The sequence below is a fragment of the Micromonospora sp. S-DT3-3-22 genome, assembly GCF_015354745.1.
GTDB lineage: Bacteria > Actinomycetota > Actinomycetes > Mycobacteriales > Micromonosporaceae > Micromonospora > Micromonospora wenchangensis.
In genome coordinates, this window is the sequence record NZ_JACGMO010000158.1 from 1 (window position 1) to 14,831 (window position 14,831).

Consider the following 14,831-nt stretch of genomic DNA (forward strand, 5'->3'; position numbering starts at 1 on the left):
GCATCGACCACGGGGAACGGGTGCTGCTGCTGGTGGCGGTGGTGGCGACCCGCCTGCGCCGCCCGGCACCCGTCCCGCCCGGCCGCCCCTGCGGCGTCCGCAACCACCGGGCCGGCCGCCGCCGCGTCTGGTGACCCGCGCCGGGCGGCCATGATCCACACAATCGTCGGCCAGCCAGCGCTGTCCCCGAGCCCCGATGCCGCATCATCGGCCCACCAGCCCAGGCCCAGGGCGGGCCCAGCCCAGCCCGGCCGTCAGGCGAGGAGGCGGTCGATCTCGGTCAGGTCGTCGGGGGTGAGGTCGAGGTGGCGCAGGGCGGCGACGTTGCCCTCCAGCTGGGCGACGCTGCTCGCCCCGATGATCAGGCTGGTCATCCGGGGGTCGCGCAGCGCCCAGGCCAGGGCGAGCTGGGCCAGCGTCTGCCCCCGCCGTTCGGCGACCCCGGCGAGGCCCCGGACGGTGGCGAGCCGCTCGTCGGTCACGTCGTTCTCGTCGAGGAAGACGCTCGTGCGGACCCGGGAGTCGGCCGGGATGCCGTCGAGGTAACGGTCGGTGAGCAGCCCCTGGGCCAGCGGGCTGTACGCGATACAGCCCGCGCCGACCTCGGCCAGCGTGTCGAGCAGCCCGTCGTCCTCGGTCCAGCGGTTGACCATCGAGTACGACGGCTGGTTGATCAGCAGCGGGGTGCCCAGGTCACGCAGGATCGCGGCGGCCCGCGCGGTCTGCTCCGCGTCGTAGTTGGAGACGCCCACGTAGAGCGCCCGGCCGGAGCGGACGATGGCGTCCAGCGCCCCCATCGTCTCCTCCAGCGGGGTGTCCGGGTCGAAGCGGTGGGAGTAGAAGATGTCGACGTGGTCCAGCCCCATCCGGCGCAGCGACTGGTCCAGCGACGAGATCAGGTACTTGCGGGAGCCCCACTCGCCGTACGGGCCGGGCCACATCAGGTAGCCGGCCTTGCTGGACACCACCAGCTCGTCCCGGTACGGCTTCAGGTCGGTGGCGAGCAGCCGGCCGAACGCCTCCTCCGCCGCGCCGGGCGGCGGGCCGTAGTTGTTGGCCAGGTCGAAGTGGGTGATGCCGAGGTCGAACGCGCGGCGGACGATGTCCCGCTGCCTGTCGAACGGGCGGTCCGGCCCGAAGTTGTGCCACAGCCCGAGCGAGATGGCGGGCAGTCGCAGGCCGCTGCGCCCGCTGCGGCGGTAGGTCATCTGGTCGTAGCGGTCGTCCGCGGCGAGGTAGGTCATGATCTCGACCCTAGTGCGGCCGGGGACGCCGCCGGCCGGGTGCCGGACGGCCCGGGCGGGTCGGCTCCGAGGTCGGCCCGGCAAGACGGGCATGCCGTCCGGTCGGCCGGGGTACCTTCGGGCAGCGCTACCTGCCGCCCGACATGGGGGAAGTGAACCGATCATGGACGACATCACCGCGCTGATCCTGGACGACCACGCCGCCTTCCGGCGCGGTTTCGCCCGCCTGGACGACGCCCGCGACGACGCCGAACTGCTCGCGGTCTGGGAGGCGCTCGCCCTGCACCTGGACGTCCACGCCGAGGCGGAGGAGGCGATCCTCTACCCGCACCTGGTCCGGCACGGCGACGACGGCGAGGACGAGACCGCCGACGCGATCGGTGACCACAACAAGATCCGCGACGCGATCGCCGAGTCGAAGCGGCATCCGGTCGGCTCCGACGAGTGGTGGGCGGCGGTGTGGCAGGCCCGACGGGAGAACAGCGAACACCTCGCCGAGGAGGAGGACGAGGCGCTGCCGGACTTCCGCCGCCACGCCTCCGTCGAGCTGCGGGCCGAGCTGGGCGCCCGCTGGCTGACCTTCTACGGCGAGCACAGGTCCGGCCGCAACCTGCGCTTCGCCGACAAGGACCCGCAGCGGTACGTCGCCGAGCACCGCTGACGGCCGGCCCGACGGGTGGGGTGCGAGCGCCGCTCATGGACCGGCGAGCACGGGCACGTAGACGCAGAGCCCGGCGAGCGCCGCGAGGCCGGTGGAGCCGGTGGGTCGAGGAGCCAGATCCCGGCCACCGGGGTCATCACGCCGCTACCGAAGCCGGACAGCAGGGAGATGGTCACGAACAGCACGGCGTTGCGGCGCATCTGCCCTCCAGTGTCGAGTCCCGTCGACTCATCCCGGTATTGAGTGATACGCGCGCAATGAGGACGCCTGGTGTCAATGAGACGTTGACAGGGTGGTCCGTAGGTCCGTCGAGGCGGACCGGACCGGCGCCGGCAGTCGCTCGTGCCCGGCCTCCGCGAGGTCGTCGGCGACGTGCGACGCCAACGTGTACAACGAGCCCGGCTCGGCATCGAGGGCTGACGCGACGGTGCGGCGGACGAGCGTCGCCCGCGGGAACCGGTCGTCCCAGCGCCGATCGGCGTCGATCCACCGGTGCAGCCGTTCGACGGCGGCGCGCAGCGCCGTGATCCGCGCGGGCCAGCCCAGGTCGAGGTCCCGCCGCCGCGCCCGGCGGGCGGCGGTCAGGCGCTGCCAGCGTTGCTCGGCGGCCTGCCGGCTGCTCAGCCCCAGCGCGCCGGCGAGCTGCGCCCAGGTGACGCCGGCGTGGCGGGCACGGTCGATCAGCTCCAGCTCCCGCTCGTCCAGGCGACGGCGGGCGGCGCGCAGGCCGGCCAGTTCGTCCAGCTCCGGCACCATACGTCAATGGTACGTTGACAACGGTCCGCCAGGCAGGCCAGCCCCGTCGGGGCCGGGAGGGTTCACGGCATCGATCCCCAACGAGGTGGACCGCCGGCCACCCGAGCGCGCTAGCGTGGGTCGGGTGACTGCGCCCAACCAGGCTCTCCCGGTCCCGCCCGCCGACCTGCCGGGCACCCTCGGCGCGCTGCGCGCCGCCGGACACCGGTACCAGACCGTCAAGCAGGAACTCCGCCACAACCTCCTGGCCCGGATGCGCTCCGGCGAGGACCGTTTCCCCGGCATCGTCGGCTACGACGACAGCGTGCTGCCCGAGGTCGAGCGGGCGTTGCTCGCCGGCCACGACATGGTGCTGCTCGGCGAACGCGGCCAGGGCAAGACCCGACTGATCCGCTCGCTGGTGGCGCTGCTCGACGAGTGGACCCCGGTGCTGCCCGGCTCGGTGCTCAACGAGCATCCGCTGCACCCGCTCACCCCCTCCTCCCGCGCGTTGGTCGCCGAGGCCGGTGACGACCTGCCGATCGGCTGGCTGCACCGCTCGATGCGCTACGGCGAGAAGCTGGCCACCCCGGACACCAGCGTCGGTGACCTGATCGGCGACGTCGACCCGATCCGGCTGGCCCAGGGGCGTACCCTCGGCGACCCGGAGACCATCCACTTCGGGCTGGTGCCGCGCACCAACCGGGGGATCTTCGCCGTCAACGAGCTGCCCGACCTGGCCGAACGCATCCAGGTGGCGTTGCTCAACGTGCTGGAGGAGCGGGACATCCAGGTCCGTGGCTACCAGCTCCGCCTGCCGCTGGACCTGTTCCTGGTGGCCAGCGCCAACCCGGAGGACTACACCAACCGGGGCCGGATCATCACCCCGCTCAAGGACCGGTTCGGCGCGGAGGTCCGTACCCACTACCCGGTCGACCTGGAGCTGGAGCTGGCGCTGATCCGGCAGGAGGCCGACCTGGTCGCCGAGGTGCCGGAGCACGTGCTGGAGGTGCTGGCCCGGTTCGCCCGCGCGGTGCGCGAGTCGTCGTCGGTGGACCCCCGGTCCGGCGTCTCCGCCCGGTTCGCCATCGCCGCCGCCGAGACGGTCGCCGCCGCCGCGTTGCGCCGCGCCGGCCTGCTCGCCGGCCCCGCCGGCACCGCGTCGGCCGCCGGCGACGCCACGGTACGGCCGGAGGCGCCGGTCGCCCGGGTCGGTGACGCGGTGTCGGTGACCTCGACGTTGCGCGGCAAGGTCGAGTTCGAGAGCGGCGAGGAGGGGCGGGAGATCGAGATCCTGGCCCACCTGCTGCGGACCGTGACCGCCGAGACGTTCCGGGCCCGGCTGGCCGGACTGGACCTCTCCGGGTTCACCGCGCTGGTCGCCGAGGGGGCGGTGATCGAGACCGGTGAGCTGGTCTCCTCGGCGGAGCTGCTGCGTCAGGTCGGCACCGTGCCGGGGCTGGCCAAGGCGCTGGACCGGCTGGGGCTGGGCGACGCGCCCACCCCGGAGCAGGCCGCCGCCGGGGTCGAGTTCGTGCTGGAGGGGCTGCACCTGACCCGCCGGCTCGGCAAGGACGTCACCGAGTCCGGCCGGACCGTCTACGGCGGTCGGAGCTGAGCATGGCCGGCAACCGGTTCCGGTACGGCCAGTGGCAGGGCGGCCCCGATCCGCTCGCCCCGCCGTACGACGTGCGTGCCGCCGTGGACTCCGTCGGCGCGGAGGTGCTGGCCGGCGGCAGCCTGCGGGAGGCGCTCCGCGACCTGCTGCGCCGGGGCCCGGACAACCGGGGCGGCCTGGACGAGTTGGCCGCCCGGGCCCGCCGGCTGCGCCGGGAGGCGCTGCGCCGGGGTGACCTGGACGGCGCGGTGACCCGGTCCCGGGCGCTGCTCGACCAGGCCCTCGCGGCGGAACGGGACGCGCTGCGCGGGCGCACCGACGACGACGCCCGGTTCGCCGAGACGGTGCTGGACAACCTGCCCCGCTCCACCGCCCGCGCGGTGCAGGAGCTGGCCGGGTACCGGTGGACCAGCGACGAGGCCCGGCAGGCGTACCAGCGGATTCTCGACGGGCTGCGCGGCGAGGTGCTGAAGCAGCGGTTCGCCGGGCTGCGGGACGCGGCGCGGGCCGCCGGTGACCCGGCCGTGCAGGCGCAGCTCGCGGAGATGATGCGGGACCTCAACGACCTGCTGGCCCGGCACGCCCGCGCGGAGGACACCACCGACGCGTTCGCCGAGTTCATGCGCCGGCACGGCGAGTTCTTCCCGGAACAGCCACGCACCGTCGACGAACTGGTCGACGTGCTGGCCCGCCGGGCGGCGGCGGGGGAGCGGCTGATGCGGTCGCTGTCCGACCGGCAGCGCGAGGAACTGGCCGGGCTGATGCGGCAGTCGCTCGGTGACCGGCTCGCCGGTGAGCTGTCCGCCCTCGACGGCCACCTGCGTGCGCTGCGCCCCGACCTGAACTGGCAGCGCGGCGAGCGGGTCCGGGGCGACGAGCCGCTCGGCTACGGTGAGGCCACCGGGGCGCTTGACGAGATCGCCGAGCTGGACGAGCTGCTCGACTCCCTCGACCAGGAGCACCCGGGGGCCACCCTGGACGACGTGGACGTCGACGCGGTCGCCCGGACGCTGGGCCGCGACGCCGCCGACGACGTACGCCGGTTGCGGGAGCTGGAACGGGAGCTACGCCGGCAGGGCTGGGTGAGCCGGGACGCCGACGGGTTGACGCTCAGCCCGAAGGCGCTGCGCCGACTCGCCGGCACCGCGCTGCGCCGGGTCTTCGCCGATCTCACCGCCGGCCCGCGCGGCCAGCACGACCTGCGTACGGCCGGGGCGGCCGGCGAGGTCAGCGGGGCGTCCCGGCAGTGGGAGTACGGCGACGAGCAGCCCCTGGACGTGGTGCGCACCCTCACCCGGGCGGTACGCCGGGCCGGCCCCACCGTGCCGTTGCAGCTCGCCGTCGAGGACTTCGAGGTGGTGGAGACGGAACGGCGGGCGTCGGCGGCGGTGGCGCTCTGCGTGGACCTGTCGTACTCGATGGTGTCGCAGGGTCGGTGGGGGCCGATGAAGCAGACGGCGCTGGCGCTGTCGCACCTGATGGCGACCCGGTTCCCGCAGGACGCGTTGCAGATCGTCGGGTTCGGCCTGGAGGCGGTGCCGTTGACCCAGCAGGAGCTGGCGGCGGTCGAACCGGACCTGCGGCAGGGCACCAACCTCCAGCACGCGCTGCGGCTGGCCGGTCGGCACCTGCGCCGGCATCCGGGGGCTGAGCCGGTGGTGCTGGTGGTCACCGACGGCGAGCCGACCGCCCACCTCGACCCGGACGACGGCGAGGCGTACTTCCACTGGCCGCCGCTGCCGGAGACGGTCCGGGCCACCGTCCGCGAGGTGGACCGGCTGGCCCGGGCCGGGGTCACGCTCAACCTCTTCCTGCTCGGTGAGGACCCGGGCCTGCGCCGGTTCATGGACGCGGTGGCCCGCCGTTCCCGGGGTCGCCTGTTCACCCCCGACCTGGGTGACCTGGGCGAGTACGTGGTCTCCGACTACCTGCGGTCCCGACGCAGCTCCGGGCGCTGACCGCGCCCGGTCGGTGGGGGCCGGGGCGCCCGTCCGGGTGATCCGGGCGGCACAACCGTCCACCCGCCCCGGTGGTACGGGGTTGACTGGGGGTGTGGAGCTGCGCGGGGTCTACCGGAGCCTGCTCGCCGAGGTCGAGGCGGGCGGGTTCCGGCCGGCCCCGCCGGGCGGGTGGGACGCGGAGCGGATCGTGGCGCACCTGGTCGTCAACGACGAGCTGATGAGCGAGGCGACCGAGGCGGTGCTGGCCGGTACGCCGTTCGCCTACTACGACCTGACCGGGGTGCACCGGCCCGAGTTGGACGCCCTGGTCGCCGAGTGTGGCGGGCTGCCCGGCCTGGCCACCCTGCTGCGCGCCACCAGCGGGCGGCTCTGCGGCCTGGTGGACCGGCTCGGGCCGGCCGCCGACACCCCGGTCGAGACGCACCTGCGGGAGGGTTTCGACCTGGTCGTCGACGAGCCGCTGCCCTGGTCCCGCACCCTCGACCTGCACGCCCGGGTGCACCTGCCCCGGCACCTGGCGCAGCTACGGATGCTCCGCGACCAGCCGCAACCCGCCTGACTCCGTCCCGGACGGCCCGACGGCAGGCCCGGACGGCCCGGCGGCTGGACCGGACGGCCCGGCGGTGGGGGTGCGGCGGAAGGTGCGCCGGTAGGCCGAGGGGGAGACGCCGATCCGGGTGTTCAGGTGTTGGCGCAGGGCGGCGGTGGTGCCGAAGCCCGCCCGCCGGGCCACCTGGTCGACGGCCAGGTCGGTGGTCTCCAGGAGCAGCCGGGCATGGTCGGTGCGCTGCTGGAGCAGCCACTGCGCCGGGCTCAGCCCGGTCTCCGAGCGGAAGTGCCGGGTGAAGGTGCGTACGCTCATCCGGGCGTGGGCGGCCAGTTCCCGCAGGGCGACCGGCTCGTGCAGCCGCTGCCGGGCCCATTCCCGGGTGGCGGCGGTGCCGCTGGCCGGGGTGCGCGGTACGGGCCGTTCGATGTACTGGGCCTGGCCGCCGTCGCGCCAGGGTGGCACCACGCACCGTCGGGCCGCCCGGTTGGCCACCTCGCTGCCGTGGTCGCTGCGCACGACGTGCAGGCACAGGTCGATCCCGGCGGCCACCCCGGCCGAGGTGAGCACCCGGCCGGAGTCGATGAACAGCACGTCCGGGTCGAGGTCGACCTGCGGGTAGAGCCGGCGGAACCGGTCGGCGTGCGCCCAGTGGGTGGTGGCCCGGTGCCCGTCGAGCAGCCCGGCGGCGGCCAGCGCGAACGCGCCCGTGCAGATCGACATGATCCGCGCGCCCCGGTGGTGGGCGTCCCGTAGCGCGCCGGTGACCGCCGGGTCGATCGTGCCGTCGGTCATCGGTGGGCCGGCGTGCAGGCCGGGCACCACCACCGTGTCGACAGTGGCCAGCAGGTCGAGCCCGTGGTCGGGGAGGACCCGGAAACCGGCGGAGCTGCGGACCGGGCGGCCACCGGGGGTGCAGGTGTCGACGGTGTAGAGCGGGTGCCGGTCGGCGGTGCGGGCGGCCCCGAAGACCTGGGCCGGGGTGCCCAGGTCGAGGCCGACCACGCCGTCGAGGGCGAGCACGCCGATCCGGTGCGGCCTGATGGTCATGGCCCGATTATTGCGCACCATGGCTTTCCGGCCACTCGTCGCCTGCCGGGGCGTACCCGAGACTCGGAGCGTGACCCGAGCCCGTCGTCTCCACCCGGCCTGGACCGTAGCCGCCGTCGCCTTCGTCGCGCTGGTCGGCGCGGCCGGCTTCCGCGCCACCCCGTCGGTGCTGCTGCACCCGCTGCACGCCGAGTTCCGCTGGCCGCTGGCCACCATCTCCGCCGCCGTCTCGGTCAACCTGCTGCTCTACGGCCTGACCGCACCGTTCGCCGCCGCCCTGATGGACCGGTTCGGCATCCGCCGGGTGGTCGCCGGCGCGCTGGCGCTGGTGGCGCTCGGCAGCGGCCTGACCGTCTTCATGACGGCGAGCTGGCAGCTCATCCTCTGCTGGGGCGTCCTGGTCGGGCTGGGCACCGGCTCGATGGCGCTGGCCTTCGTCGCCACCGTCACCGGGCGCTGGTTCGTCCACCGCCGGGGGCTGGTCACCGGGGTGCTCACCGCCGGTGGGGCCGCCGGTCAACTGGTCTTCCTGCCGCTGCTCGCGGTGCTGGTCCGCGACCACGGCTGGCGTACGGCCGCGCTGGTGGTGGCCGGGGCGGCACTCGCGGTCGTCCCGCTGGTGGCCCGGTGGCTGCGGGAACACCCGGCGGATCTCGGCCTGCCCGCCTACGGCGCGACCGAGGTGACGCCCCGGCCGCCGTCGGCCGGCGGGGCCGCCGCGCGGGCGGTGGCCGCGTTCACCGCCGCCGCCAGGACCCGCCCGTTCTGGCTGCTCGCGGGCGGCTTCGCGATCTGCGGGGCGACCACCAACGGCCTGGTCGGCACCCACTTCGTGCCGGCCGCGCACGACCACGGCATGCCGCAGACCACGGCGGCGGGCCTGCTCGCCCTGGTCGGGCTCTTCGACATCGTCGGGGTCGTCGCCTCGGGCTGGCTCACCGACCGGATGGACAGCCGGCTGCTGCTGGCCGGCTACTACGGGCTGCGCGGGCTGTCGTTGTTGCTGCTGCCCGCCCTGTTCACCGGCGGCACCGGGCCGAGCATGCTGGTCTTCGTCGTCTTCTACGGCCTCGACTGGGTGGCGACCGTGCCGCCGACGGTGGCGCTGTGCCGGGAGTACTTCGGCGACTCGGCGGCGGTGGTCTTCGGCTGGGTCTTCGCCGCGCACCAGTTCGGGGCGGCGTTCGCGGCGACCGGCGCCGGCCTGGTCCGCGACCGGCTCGGTGACTACACGCCGGCCTGGTACGCGGCCGGGGCGCTCTCCATCGGCGCCGCCCTGCTGTCGCTGCTGCTGCGCCGCCGCCGCGCGGCACCGGTGCCGGTCCTGACGCCGGTCCGGCCCGCCGGGGCCTGGAGTTACCGGGGCTGACCGGCGCGGGCCGCGCTCAGCCGAGGGTCCACTGTTGGCCGGCGGCGGCGGTGCAGGTGGCCTGCACCAGGTCATCGCCGGCCGCTGTGCCGTCGTCGCGGACCTGCGCGCACTTGCCCGACCCGACGCCGACCAGCAGGACCGGCCCGGTGCCGACCGGGGTCAGCCGCCACTGCTGGTTGGCCTGGCCGTGGCAGCCGAACTGCTGGAGCCGCGCGCCGTCGTCGCCGCTGCCGCCGTCGACGTCGAGGCACTGGCCGTGCCCGGCGTTGGTGAGTGTCACCAGATCGGGCGCGACCGGGTTGGTGACCCACTGCTGCTCCGCGCCGCCGGTGCAGACGGCGAGCTCGGCGGTGGCCGTCTCGCCCGCGCCGTCGGTGCCGACGCAGAGGCCGGAGGTGACCGCCCGCAACACGACCGGCCCGGTGACCGTGGCCGGGGTGGTGGGCGGCGGGGTCGGGCTGGGCGGGGACGTGGTCGCGGCCGGCGGGCTGGTCGCCTCGGCGGGCGGGGTCGACGCGGCCGGGGTCGGCGCGGCGGCGGCCGGCACCACCGGCGCCCGGTCGTCGCCGCCGCCGAGCACGCCGGTGGCGAAGAAGACCCCCAGCAGTACGCCCGCCAGGCCGACGGCCAGCGCGAACCGCATCAGCGGATCGGCGGGCAGCCCGGGGCGGGCGGCCCGCCGGGCCCCGTACACGGTGCCGGACGGATCGTGGTGCGGGTCGGGGACGGCCATGGCTGCATGGTGACCCACCGGGCGGGCCGACGGCCAGTCGGCCCGCGAGCCGGCGGGATCAGTCGACGACCCGGACGTCCTTCCAGAACGCCACCCGGTCGCGGACCTGCTCCGCCTCGGGCTTCGGGTCGGGGTAGTACCAGACGGCGTCGGCGCTCGTGCGCTCACCGTCGGTGAGGGAGTAGTAGGAGGCGGTGCCCTTCCAGGGGCAGACCGTCTGCGTCGCCGACTCGGTGATCAGGTCGTCGCGCAGGGTGCTTCGGGGGAAGTAGTGGTTGCCCTCCACCAGGACGGTGTCGTCGCTCTCGGCCACGACCTGGTCGTTCCACACGGCTTTCGGCATGTCACCACGCTACGCCCCCGGCGGGCCCCGGTCGCGGGCCCCTCGTCGACCGTCCGTCCCGCCGGTGCCGGGCGGGCCGCCGGCCCGGCGGACGACGACGCTGCCGCCGAGGTTGCCTGCTGATCCGAAACGGTCAGCGGTGCGGTCCCCCGGAACGGCGCTTCGCGCGTAAGGTGATCTCATGCGCGCGCTGCGTGATCATGAGTTGGCGGTGGACGCGTTGCGACGGTCGTACGCCGCCGTGCCCGCCGGCCACCCCGTACGGCTGGCCAAACGCACCTCCAACCTGTTCCGGCCCCGGTCGGCCACCGGCACCCCCGGCCTCGACGTCAGCGGACTGGACGGCGTCCTGTCGGTCGACCCGGTCGCCCGCACCGCCGACGTGCAGGGCATGTGCACCTACGAGGACCTGGTCGACGCGACCCTCCCGCACGGGCTGATGCCACTGGTCGTGCCGCAACTGCGCACGATCACCCTGGGCGGCGCGGTCACCGGGCTGGGCATCGAGTCGACGTCGTTCCGCAACGGGCTCCCGCACGAGTCGGTCATCGAGCTGGACGTCCTCACCGGCACGGGGGAGATCGTCACCGCCCGCCCGGACGGACCGGACGCCGAGCTGTTCGCCGCCTTCCCCAACTCGCTGGGCAGCCTGGGGTACGCCACCCGGCTGCGCATCGAACTCCAGCCGGTCGGGCGGGCGGTGGCCCTGCGCAACATCCGGTTCACCCGGCTGGAGGAGCTGACCGCCGCCGTCGCCGACGTGGTCGCCAAGGGCGAGTGGGAGGGCCGGCCGGTCGACGCGATGGACGGCGTCATGTTCAGCCCCGGCGAGTCCTACCTGGTGCTCGGCTCGTTCACCGACGAGCCCGAGCGGCCCAGCGACTACACCGGCCAGGACATCTACTACCGCTCGCTGCGCCGCCGGGTGCGCGACACCCTCAGCGGCCACGACTACCTGTGGCGGTGGGACACCGACTGGTTCTGGTGCTCGGCCGCGTTCGGGGTGCAGCATCCGGTGGTACGCCGGCTCTGGCCGGCCCGCTGGCGGCGCAGCGACGTCTACCACCGGCTGGTCCGCCTGGAACACCGCCACCAGGTGGCGGCCCGGGTGGACCGGTGGCGTGGCCGGCCGGCCCGGGAACGGGTCGTGCAGGACGTCGAGATCCCGCTCGACGGCACGGCCGACTTCCTGCGCTGGTTCGACCGGAACGTGGGGATGACGCCGGTGTGGCTGTGCCCGTTGCGGCTGCGCGAGCCCGCCGGCCCCGGCTCCGCCCGTGCCTGGCCGCTGTATCCGCTGCGCCCCGGCCAGACGTACGTCAACATCGGCTTCTGGGGCAGTGTGCCGGTCGCGGCGGGTGCCGCGGACGGCGAGGTGAACCGCTCCATCGAGCGGATGGTGTCGGAGTTCGGCGGACACAAGTCGCTCTACTCCGACGCGTACTACGACCGGGCGGCCTTCGACCGGCTCTACGGCGGGGAAACCTGGCGTGCCGTGAAGGGCCGCTACGACCCGGACCATCGGCTCACCGGACTCTACGAGAAGGCGGTTGCACGAAAATGAGCCTGACCGACCGAGAACAGGGGGCGGCGAGCGCCCCGGCCAGCCCGCCGGCGGGGGGTCGGGGGGCACCGACCGTCGCCGACGTCGTCCGCGCGGTCACCACGCGGGACCTGCCGGTCCGCATCACCGGCTACGACGGCAGCGCGATCGGCCCGGCCGACGCCGGGATCACCCTCGACATCCGCTCCGAACGGGGGCTGTCCTACCTGCTCACCGCCCCGGGTGACCTGGGCATGGCACGGGCCTACGTCAGCGGCGACCTCGGGCTCGGCGGGGTGCACCCCGGCGACCCGTACGAGGCCCTGCGGGTGCTGACGGACCTGCGGCTGCGCATCCCCTCGCTGGCCGAGGGGCTGGCCCTGGTGCGCGGGCTCGGCTGGGAGCGGCTGCGGCCCCCGCCGGCCCCGCCGCAGGAGGCGCTGCCCCGCTGGCGGCGGGTGATGGGCGGGCTGCGGCACTCCCGCAGCCGGGACAGCACCGCCATCTCGCACCACTACGACGTGTCGAACGCCTTCTACGAGAAGGTGCTCGGCGACTCGATGACGTACACCTGCGCGGTCTACCACAGCCCGACCGACACCCTGGAGCAGGCCCAGTCGGCCAAGTACGACCTGGTCGCCGGCAAGCTGGCGCTCCAGCCGGGGATGCGCCTGCTCGACGTCGGCTGCGGCTGGGGCGGCATGGTCCGGCACGCGGCCCGCGAGTACGGCGTCAAGGCGCTCGGGGTGACCCTGTCCCGGGCGCAGGCGCAGTGGGCGCAGGAGGCCATCGCGCGGGAGGGGCTGACCGGGCTGGCCGAAGTGCGTCACCTCGACTACCGCGACGCCCCCCGGGAGGAGTTCGACGCGATCTCCTCGATCGGGCTGACCGAGCACATCGGGGTACGCAACTATCCGGCGTACTTCCGGGCACTGCGGGAGCGGCTGCGTCCCGGCGGGCGGCTGCTCAACCACTGCATCACCCGGGCCGACAACCGGGCCCCGCACCGCTCCGGCGCGTTCATCGACCGGTACGTCTTCCCCGACGGCGAGCTGGCCGGGCCGGGCCGCCTGATCAGCGAGGTGCACGACGCCGGGTTCGAGGTGCACCACGAGGAGAACCTGCGGCAGCACTACGCGTCGACGCTGGCCGCCTGGTGCCGCAACCTCGTGGCGAACTGGGACTTCTGCGTCGACGAGGTGGGCCGGGGCACCGCCCGGGTCTGGGGCCTCTACATGGCCGGGTCGCGGTTGGCCTTCGAACGCAACGGCATCCAACTGCACCAGGTACTGGCCACCCGCAACGGCCCGGACGGCGTGAACGGCTACCCGTTGCGGCCGAACTGGACGCCCTGACCGCACCGCCCGACCGATCGACGAGAGCCGCGCCGCCCCCGGCGCGGCTCTCGTCGTCCGCCGGGGTGTCGACAGCGCCGACCCGGCGGCGTGCACGCCCCCGCACGGCGGACGCACAGGCACGCCACAAGGGGACCTCAGCCCGGCGCGGCACGGTGAGTGCATCGCCCAACCGAGGAGGTCCCGTGCCGCACCCCGACAAGCACCGCCACCCGTCCGACAGCCACCGGCCCGGCCGTTCCCGGTCCGGCCGGACGGCCCGCGCCGAGGGGCGGTGACCTGATGTCCGACACCATGCTGCGCCCGACGTCCACCACCCCGGCTGTCCCGACCGCCGCGCCGCTGTCGCCACCGCCACCCTCGTCGACTCCGCCGTGGTCGCCCCCGTCCCCGCCCCCGTCGCCGACGACGGGGCGATGGCGCCGACGGCTGGTCGCGGCCGGCACGGCAGTGGTGCTGATGGTCGCGGGCGGTGGCACCGGAGCGCTGGTCGTGGACCGGTTCGTCGACCCGGGTCGGGTCGTCACCGGTACGACGGCCGTCACCCCGGTCGCCGCCGCCACCATCGACTCCCTCGCCACGGTGGTCGCCGTCGTGTCGCCGAGCATCGTCACCGTCGAGGTGACCGGGGCCCGGGAGTCCAGCCTCGGGTCCGGCGTCGTCCTCGACACCGACGGCCTCGTCCTCACCAACCAGCACGTGGTGGACTCCGGCGGCCGGGTCACGGTGACCCTCGCCGACGGCCGTACCGCCCCGGCGACCGTGGTCGCCCAGGACGCCGCCGCGGACGTCGCGTTGCTGCGGGCGACCGGGTTGGCGGGGCTCACCCCGGCGACGCTGGGCAGCGACACCACCCTGACCGTCGGGGACACCGTCCTGGCGTTCGGCAGCCCGCTCGGGCTGGCCGGGACGGTCACCTCCGGAATCGTGTCGGCCCTGGACCGGTCGGTGGACGGCCTGACCGGGCTGGTGCAGACCGACGCGGCGATCAACCACGGCAACTCCGGTGGAGCGCTGGTCGACACCGCCGGGCGGGTGGTGGGCATCAACGTCGCCATCGCCACCACCGGGGAGGACGAGGGCAGCGTCGGCCTCGGATTCGCCATTCCGGTGGACACCGTCCGCGAGGTCGTGGCCCGGCTGGACGCGGGCTGACCCCCGGCCGGCCGTCTCCGGTCAGCAGAAGCGGCCGGGCGGGCCGGCGAGCGGCCCAGGGAAAGCGGGGCAGGTCAGCGGGGGTGGAGGCCGTCCGCACGGCGCAGCAGGGCCCGGCGTTCGGCGTCCGAGCCGACCAGATCGGCGGCGGCCCGGAACAGCAGGGCCGCCCCGGTCGGGTCACCGTTGCGCGCGGTCAGCTCCGCCTCCGCCGCCAACGCCGGTGGGTAGCCGTCCAACGCGCCGCCGGCCCGCGCACCGGCGAGCAGGGCCAGCCCGGCCGCCGGGCCGTACGCGTAGCCGTGGGCCACCGCGCGGTTCAGGCCGATCACCGGGGTGGGCCGCAGCCGCAGCAGCTCGTCGTAGCAGCGGGCGATGGTCGGCCAGTCGGTACGGTCGGCGCCCGGCGCGGTGGCGTGGCAGGCGGCGATCCGTGCCTGGAGCAGGTACGGGCCGGGCCGGTCACTGCGTCCCGCGGCCGTGCGGGCGTCGGCGGACGGCGGGGCCGGGCGGC

At 74.9% G+C, this 14,831-nt stretch carries 13 protein-coding genes and 1 pseudogene; 8 read left to right on the forward strand and 6 right to left on the reverse strand.

Features of this window, described 5'->3' with window-relative positions; all coding sequences use genetic code 11:
- Window positions 1-254: 254 nt before the first annotated feature.
- A complete protein-coding gene (gene mgrA, locus H1A17_RS30430) occupies window positions 255-1,244 on the reverse strand; it encodes an L-glyceraldehyde 3-phosphate reductase (protein WP_194823506.1) in 990 nt (329 codons plus the stop codon).
- 163 nt (window positions 1,245-1,407) lie between these two features.
- Here mgrA and H1A17_RS30435 point away from each other — a divergent pair, with 163 nt between their 5' ends.
- The gene (locus tag H1A17_RS30435) at window positions 1,408-1,905 is read left to right on the forward strand and encodes a hemerythrin domain-containing protein (protein WP_194823507.1); all 498 of its coding nucleotides are present in this window, start codon (window positions 1,408-1,410) and stop codon (window positions 1,903-1,905) included.
- A 273-nt stretch (window positions 1,906-2,178) separates the two neighbouring features.
- Here H1A17_RS30435 and H1A17_RS30440 read toward each other — a convergent pair whose 3' ends face one another.
- Window positions 2,179-2,661, reverse strand: coding sequence for a hypothetical protein (locus tag H1A17_RS30440; RefSeq protein ID WP_145918059.1), 483 nt, complete (start codon window positions 2,659-2,661; stop codon window positions 2,179-2,181).
- A 115-nt stretch (window positions 2,662-2,776) separates the two neighbouring features.
- On the opposite strand from H1A17_RS30440, the gene H1A17_RS30445 reads away from it, so the two are divergent.
- The 3 genes from H1A17_RS30445 to H1A17_RS30455 all read left to right on the forward strand — a co-directional run bounded on the left by H1A17_RS30445 (window position 2,777) and on the right by H1A17_RS30455 (window position 6,778).
- Window positions 2,777-4,258: a magnesium chelatase gene (locus H1A17_RS30445; protein ID WP_145918060.1), complete on the forward strand. Its 1,482-nt coding sequence runs from the start codon at window positions 2,777-2,779 to the stop codon at window positions 4,256-4,258.
- Window positions 4,259-4,260: 2 nt separating this feature from the next.
- The gene (locus H1A17_RS30450; protein WP_194823508.1) at window positions 4,261-6,216 is read left to right on the forward strand and encodes a VWA domain-containing protein; all 1,956 of its coding nucleotides are present in this window, start codon (window positions 4,261-4,263) and stop codon (window positions 6,214-6,216) included.
- A gap of 82 nt (window positions 6,217-6,298) precedes the next feature.
- Window positions 6,299-6,778, forward strand: a complete 480-nt coding sequence (locus tag H1A17_RS30455) for a hypothetical protein (protein WP_228544531.1) — start codon at window positions 6,299-6,301, stop codon at window positions 6,776-6,778.
- Here H1A17_RS30455 and H1A17_RS30460 read toward each other — a convergent pair.
- A complete protein-coding gene (locus tag H1A17_RS30460) occupies window positions 6,743-7,816 on the reverse strand; it encodes a GlxA family transcriptional regulator (RefSeq protein WP_228544532.1) in 1,074 nt (357 codons plus the stop codon). The two genes, H1A17_RS30455 and H1A17_RS30460, sit on opposite strands and share 36 nt — an antisense overlap.
- Window positions 7,817-7,886: 70 nt before the next feature.
- Between H1A17_RS30460 and H1A17_RS30465 the strand changes: the two genes are divergently transcribed.
- Window positions 7,887-9,185 (forward strand): MFS transporter, encoded by a 1,299-nt coding sequence (locus H1A17_RS30465; protein ID WP_145918062.1) that lies wholly within the window; start codon window positions 7,887-7,889, stop codon window positions 9,183-9,185.
- Between the two features lie 16 nt (window positions 9,186-9,201).
- Here H1A17_RS30465 and H1A17_RS30470 read toward each other — a convergent pair whose 3' ends face one another.
- Both H1A17_RS30470 and H1A17_RS30475 read right to left on the reverse strand, forming a co-directional pair.
- Entirely contained in the window at window positions 9,202-9,921 is a 720-nt protein-coding gene (locus tag H1A17_RS30470) for an RICIN domain-containing protein (RefSeq protein WP_194823511.1), read from the reverse strand.
- 58 nt (window positions 9,922-9,979) lie between these two features.
- Window positions 9,980-10,264 carry a DUF427 domain-containing protein gene (locus H1A17_RS30475; RefSeq protein ID WP_145918064.1) on the reverse strand — a complete coding sequence of 95 codons (285 nt, stop codon included), beginning with the start codon at window positions 10,262-10,264 and terminating at the stop codon, window positions 9,980-9,982.
- 181 nt (window positions 10,265-10,445) lie between these two features.
- Here H1A17_RS30475 and H1A17_RS30480 point away from each other — a divergent pair, with 181 nt between their 5' ends.
- The 3 genes from H1A17_RS30480 to H1A17_RS30490 all read left to right on the forward strand — a co-directional run bounded on the left by H1A17_RS30480 (window position 10,446) and on the right by H1A17_RS30490 (window position 14,317).
- Complete coding sequence (locus tag H1A17_RS30480) at window positions 10,446-11,828, forward strand: FAD-binding oxidoreductase (protein WP_145918065.1); 1,383 nt, start codon at window positions 10,446-10,448, stop codon at window positions 11,826-11,828.
- Complete coding sequence (locus tag H1A17_RS30485; RefSeq protein ID WP_145918066.1) at window positions 11,825-13,162, forward strand: class I SAM-dependent methyltransferase; 1,338 nt, start codon at window positions 11,825-11,827, stop codon at window positions 13,160-13,162. The genes H1A17_RS30480 and H1A17_RS30485 overlap by 4 nt, the downstream gene beginning before the upstream one ends.
- Before the next feature lie 282 nt (window positions 13,163-13,444).
- A complete protein-coding gene (locus H1A17_RS30490) occupies window positions 13,445-14,317 on the forward strand; it encodes a S1C family serine protease (protein WP_194823512.1) in 873 nt (290 codons plus the stop codon).
- A gap of 74 nt (window positions 14,318-14,391) precedes the next feature.
- On the opposite strand, the pseudogene H1A17_RS30495 reads toward H1A17_RS30490, so the two are convergent.
- Window positions 14,392-14,831 (reverse strand): annotated as a pseudogene (locus H1A17_RS30495) (RNA polymerase subunit sigma-24); the annotation flags it as partial.

What these genes read in the sequence shown, in the direction of transcription:
- H1A17_RS30470 (WP_194823511.1), bottom strand. Translation starts at nt 9,921, where the DNA reads ATGGCCGTCCCCGACCCGCACCACGATCCGTCCGGCACCGTGTACGGG.
- H1A17_RS30475 (WP_145918064.1), bottom strand. Translation starts at nt 10,264, where the DNA reads ATGCCGAAAGCCGTGTGGAACGACCAGGTCGTGGCCGAGAGCGACGAC.
- H1A17_RS30435 (WP_194823507.1), top strand. Translation starts at nt 1,408, where the DNA reads ATGGACGACATCACCGCGCTGATCCTGGACGACCACGCCGCCTTCCGG.
- H1A17_RS30440 (WP_145918059.1), bottom strand. Translation starts at nt 2,661, where the DNA reads ATGGTGCCGGAGCTGGACGAACTGGCCGGCCTGCGCGCCGCCCGCCGT.
- H1A17_RS30450 (WP_194823508.1), top strand. Translation starts at nt 4,261, where the DNA reads ATGGCCGGCAACCGGTTCCGGTACGGCCAGTGGCAGGGCGGCCCCGAT.
- mgrA (WP_194823506.1), bottom strand. Translation starts at nt 1,244, where the DNA reads ATGACCTACCTCGCCGCGGACGACCGCTACGACCAGATGACCTACCGC.
- H1A17_RS30460 (WP_228544532.1), bottom strand. Translation starts at nt 7,816, where the DNA reads ATGACCATCAGGCCGCACCGGATCGGCGTGCTCGCCCTCGACGGCGTG.
- H1A17_RS30480 (WP_145918065.1), top strand. Translation starts at nt 10,446, where the DNA reads ATGCGCGCGCTGCGTGATCATGAGTTGGCGGTGGACGCGTTGCGACGG.
- H1A17_RS30485 (WP_145918066.1), top strand. Translation starts at nt 11,825, where the DNA reads ATGAGCCTGACCGACCGAGAACAGGGGGCGGCGAGCGCCCCGGCCAGC.
- H1A17_RS30490 (WP_194823512.1), top strand. Translation starts at nt 13,445, where the DNA reads ATGTCCGACACCATGCTGCGCCCGACGTCCACCACCCCGGCTGTCCCG.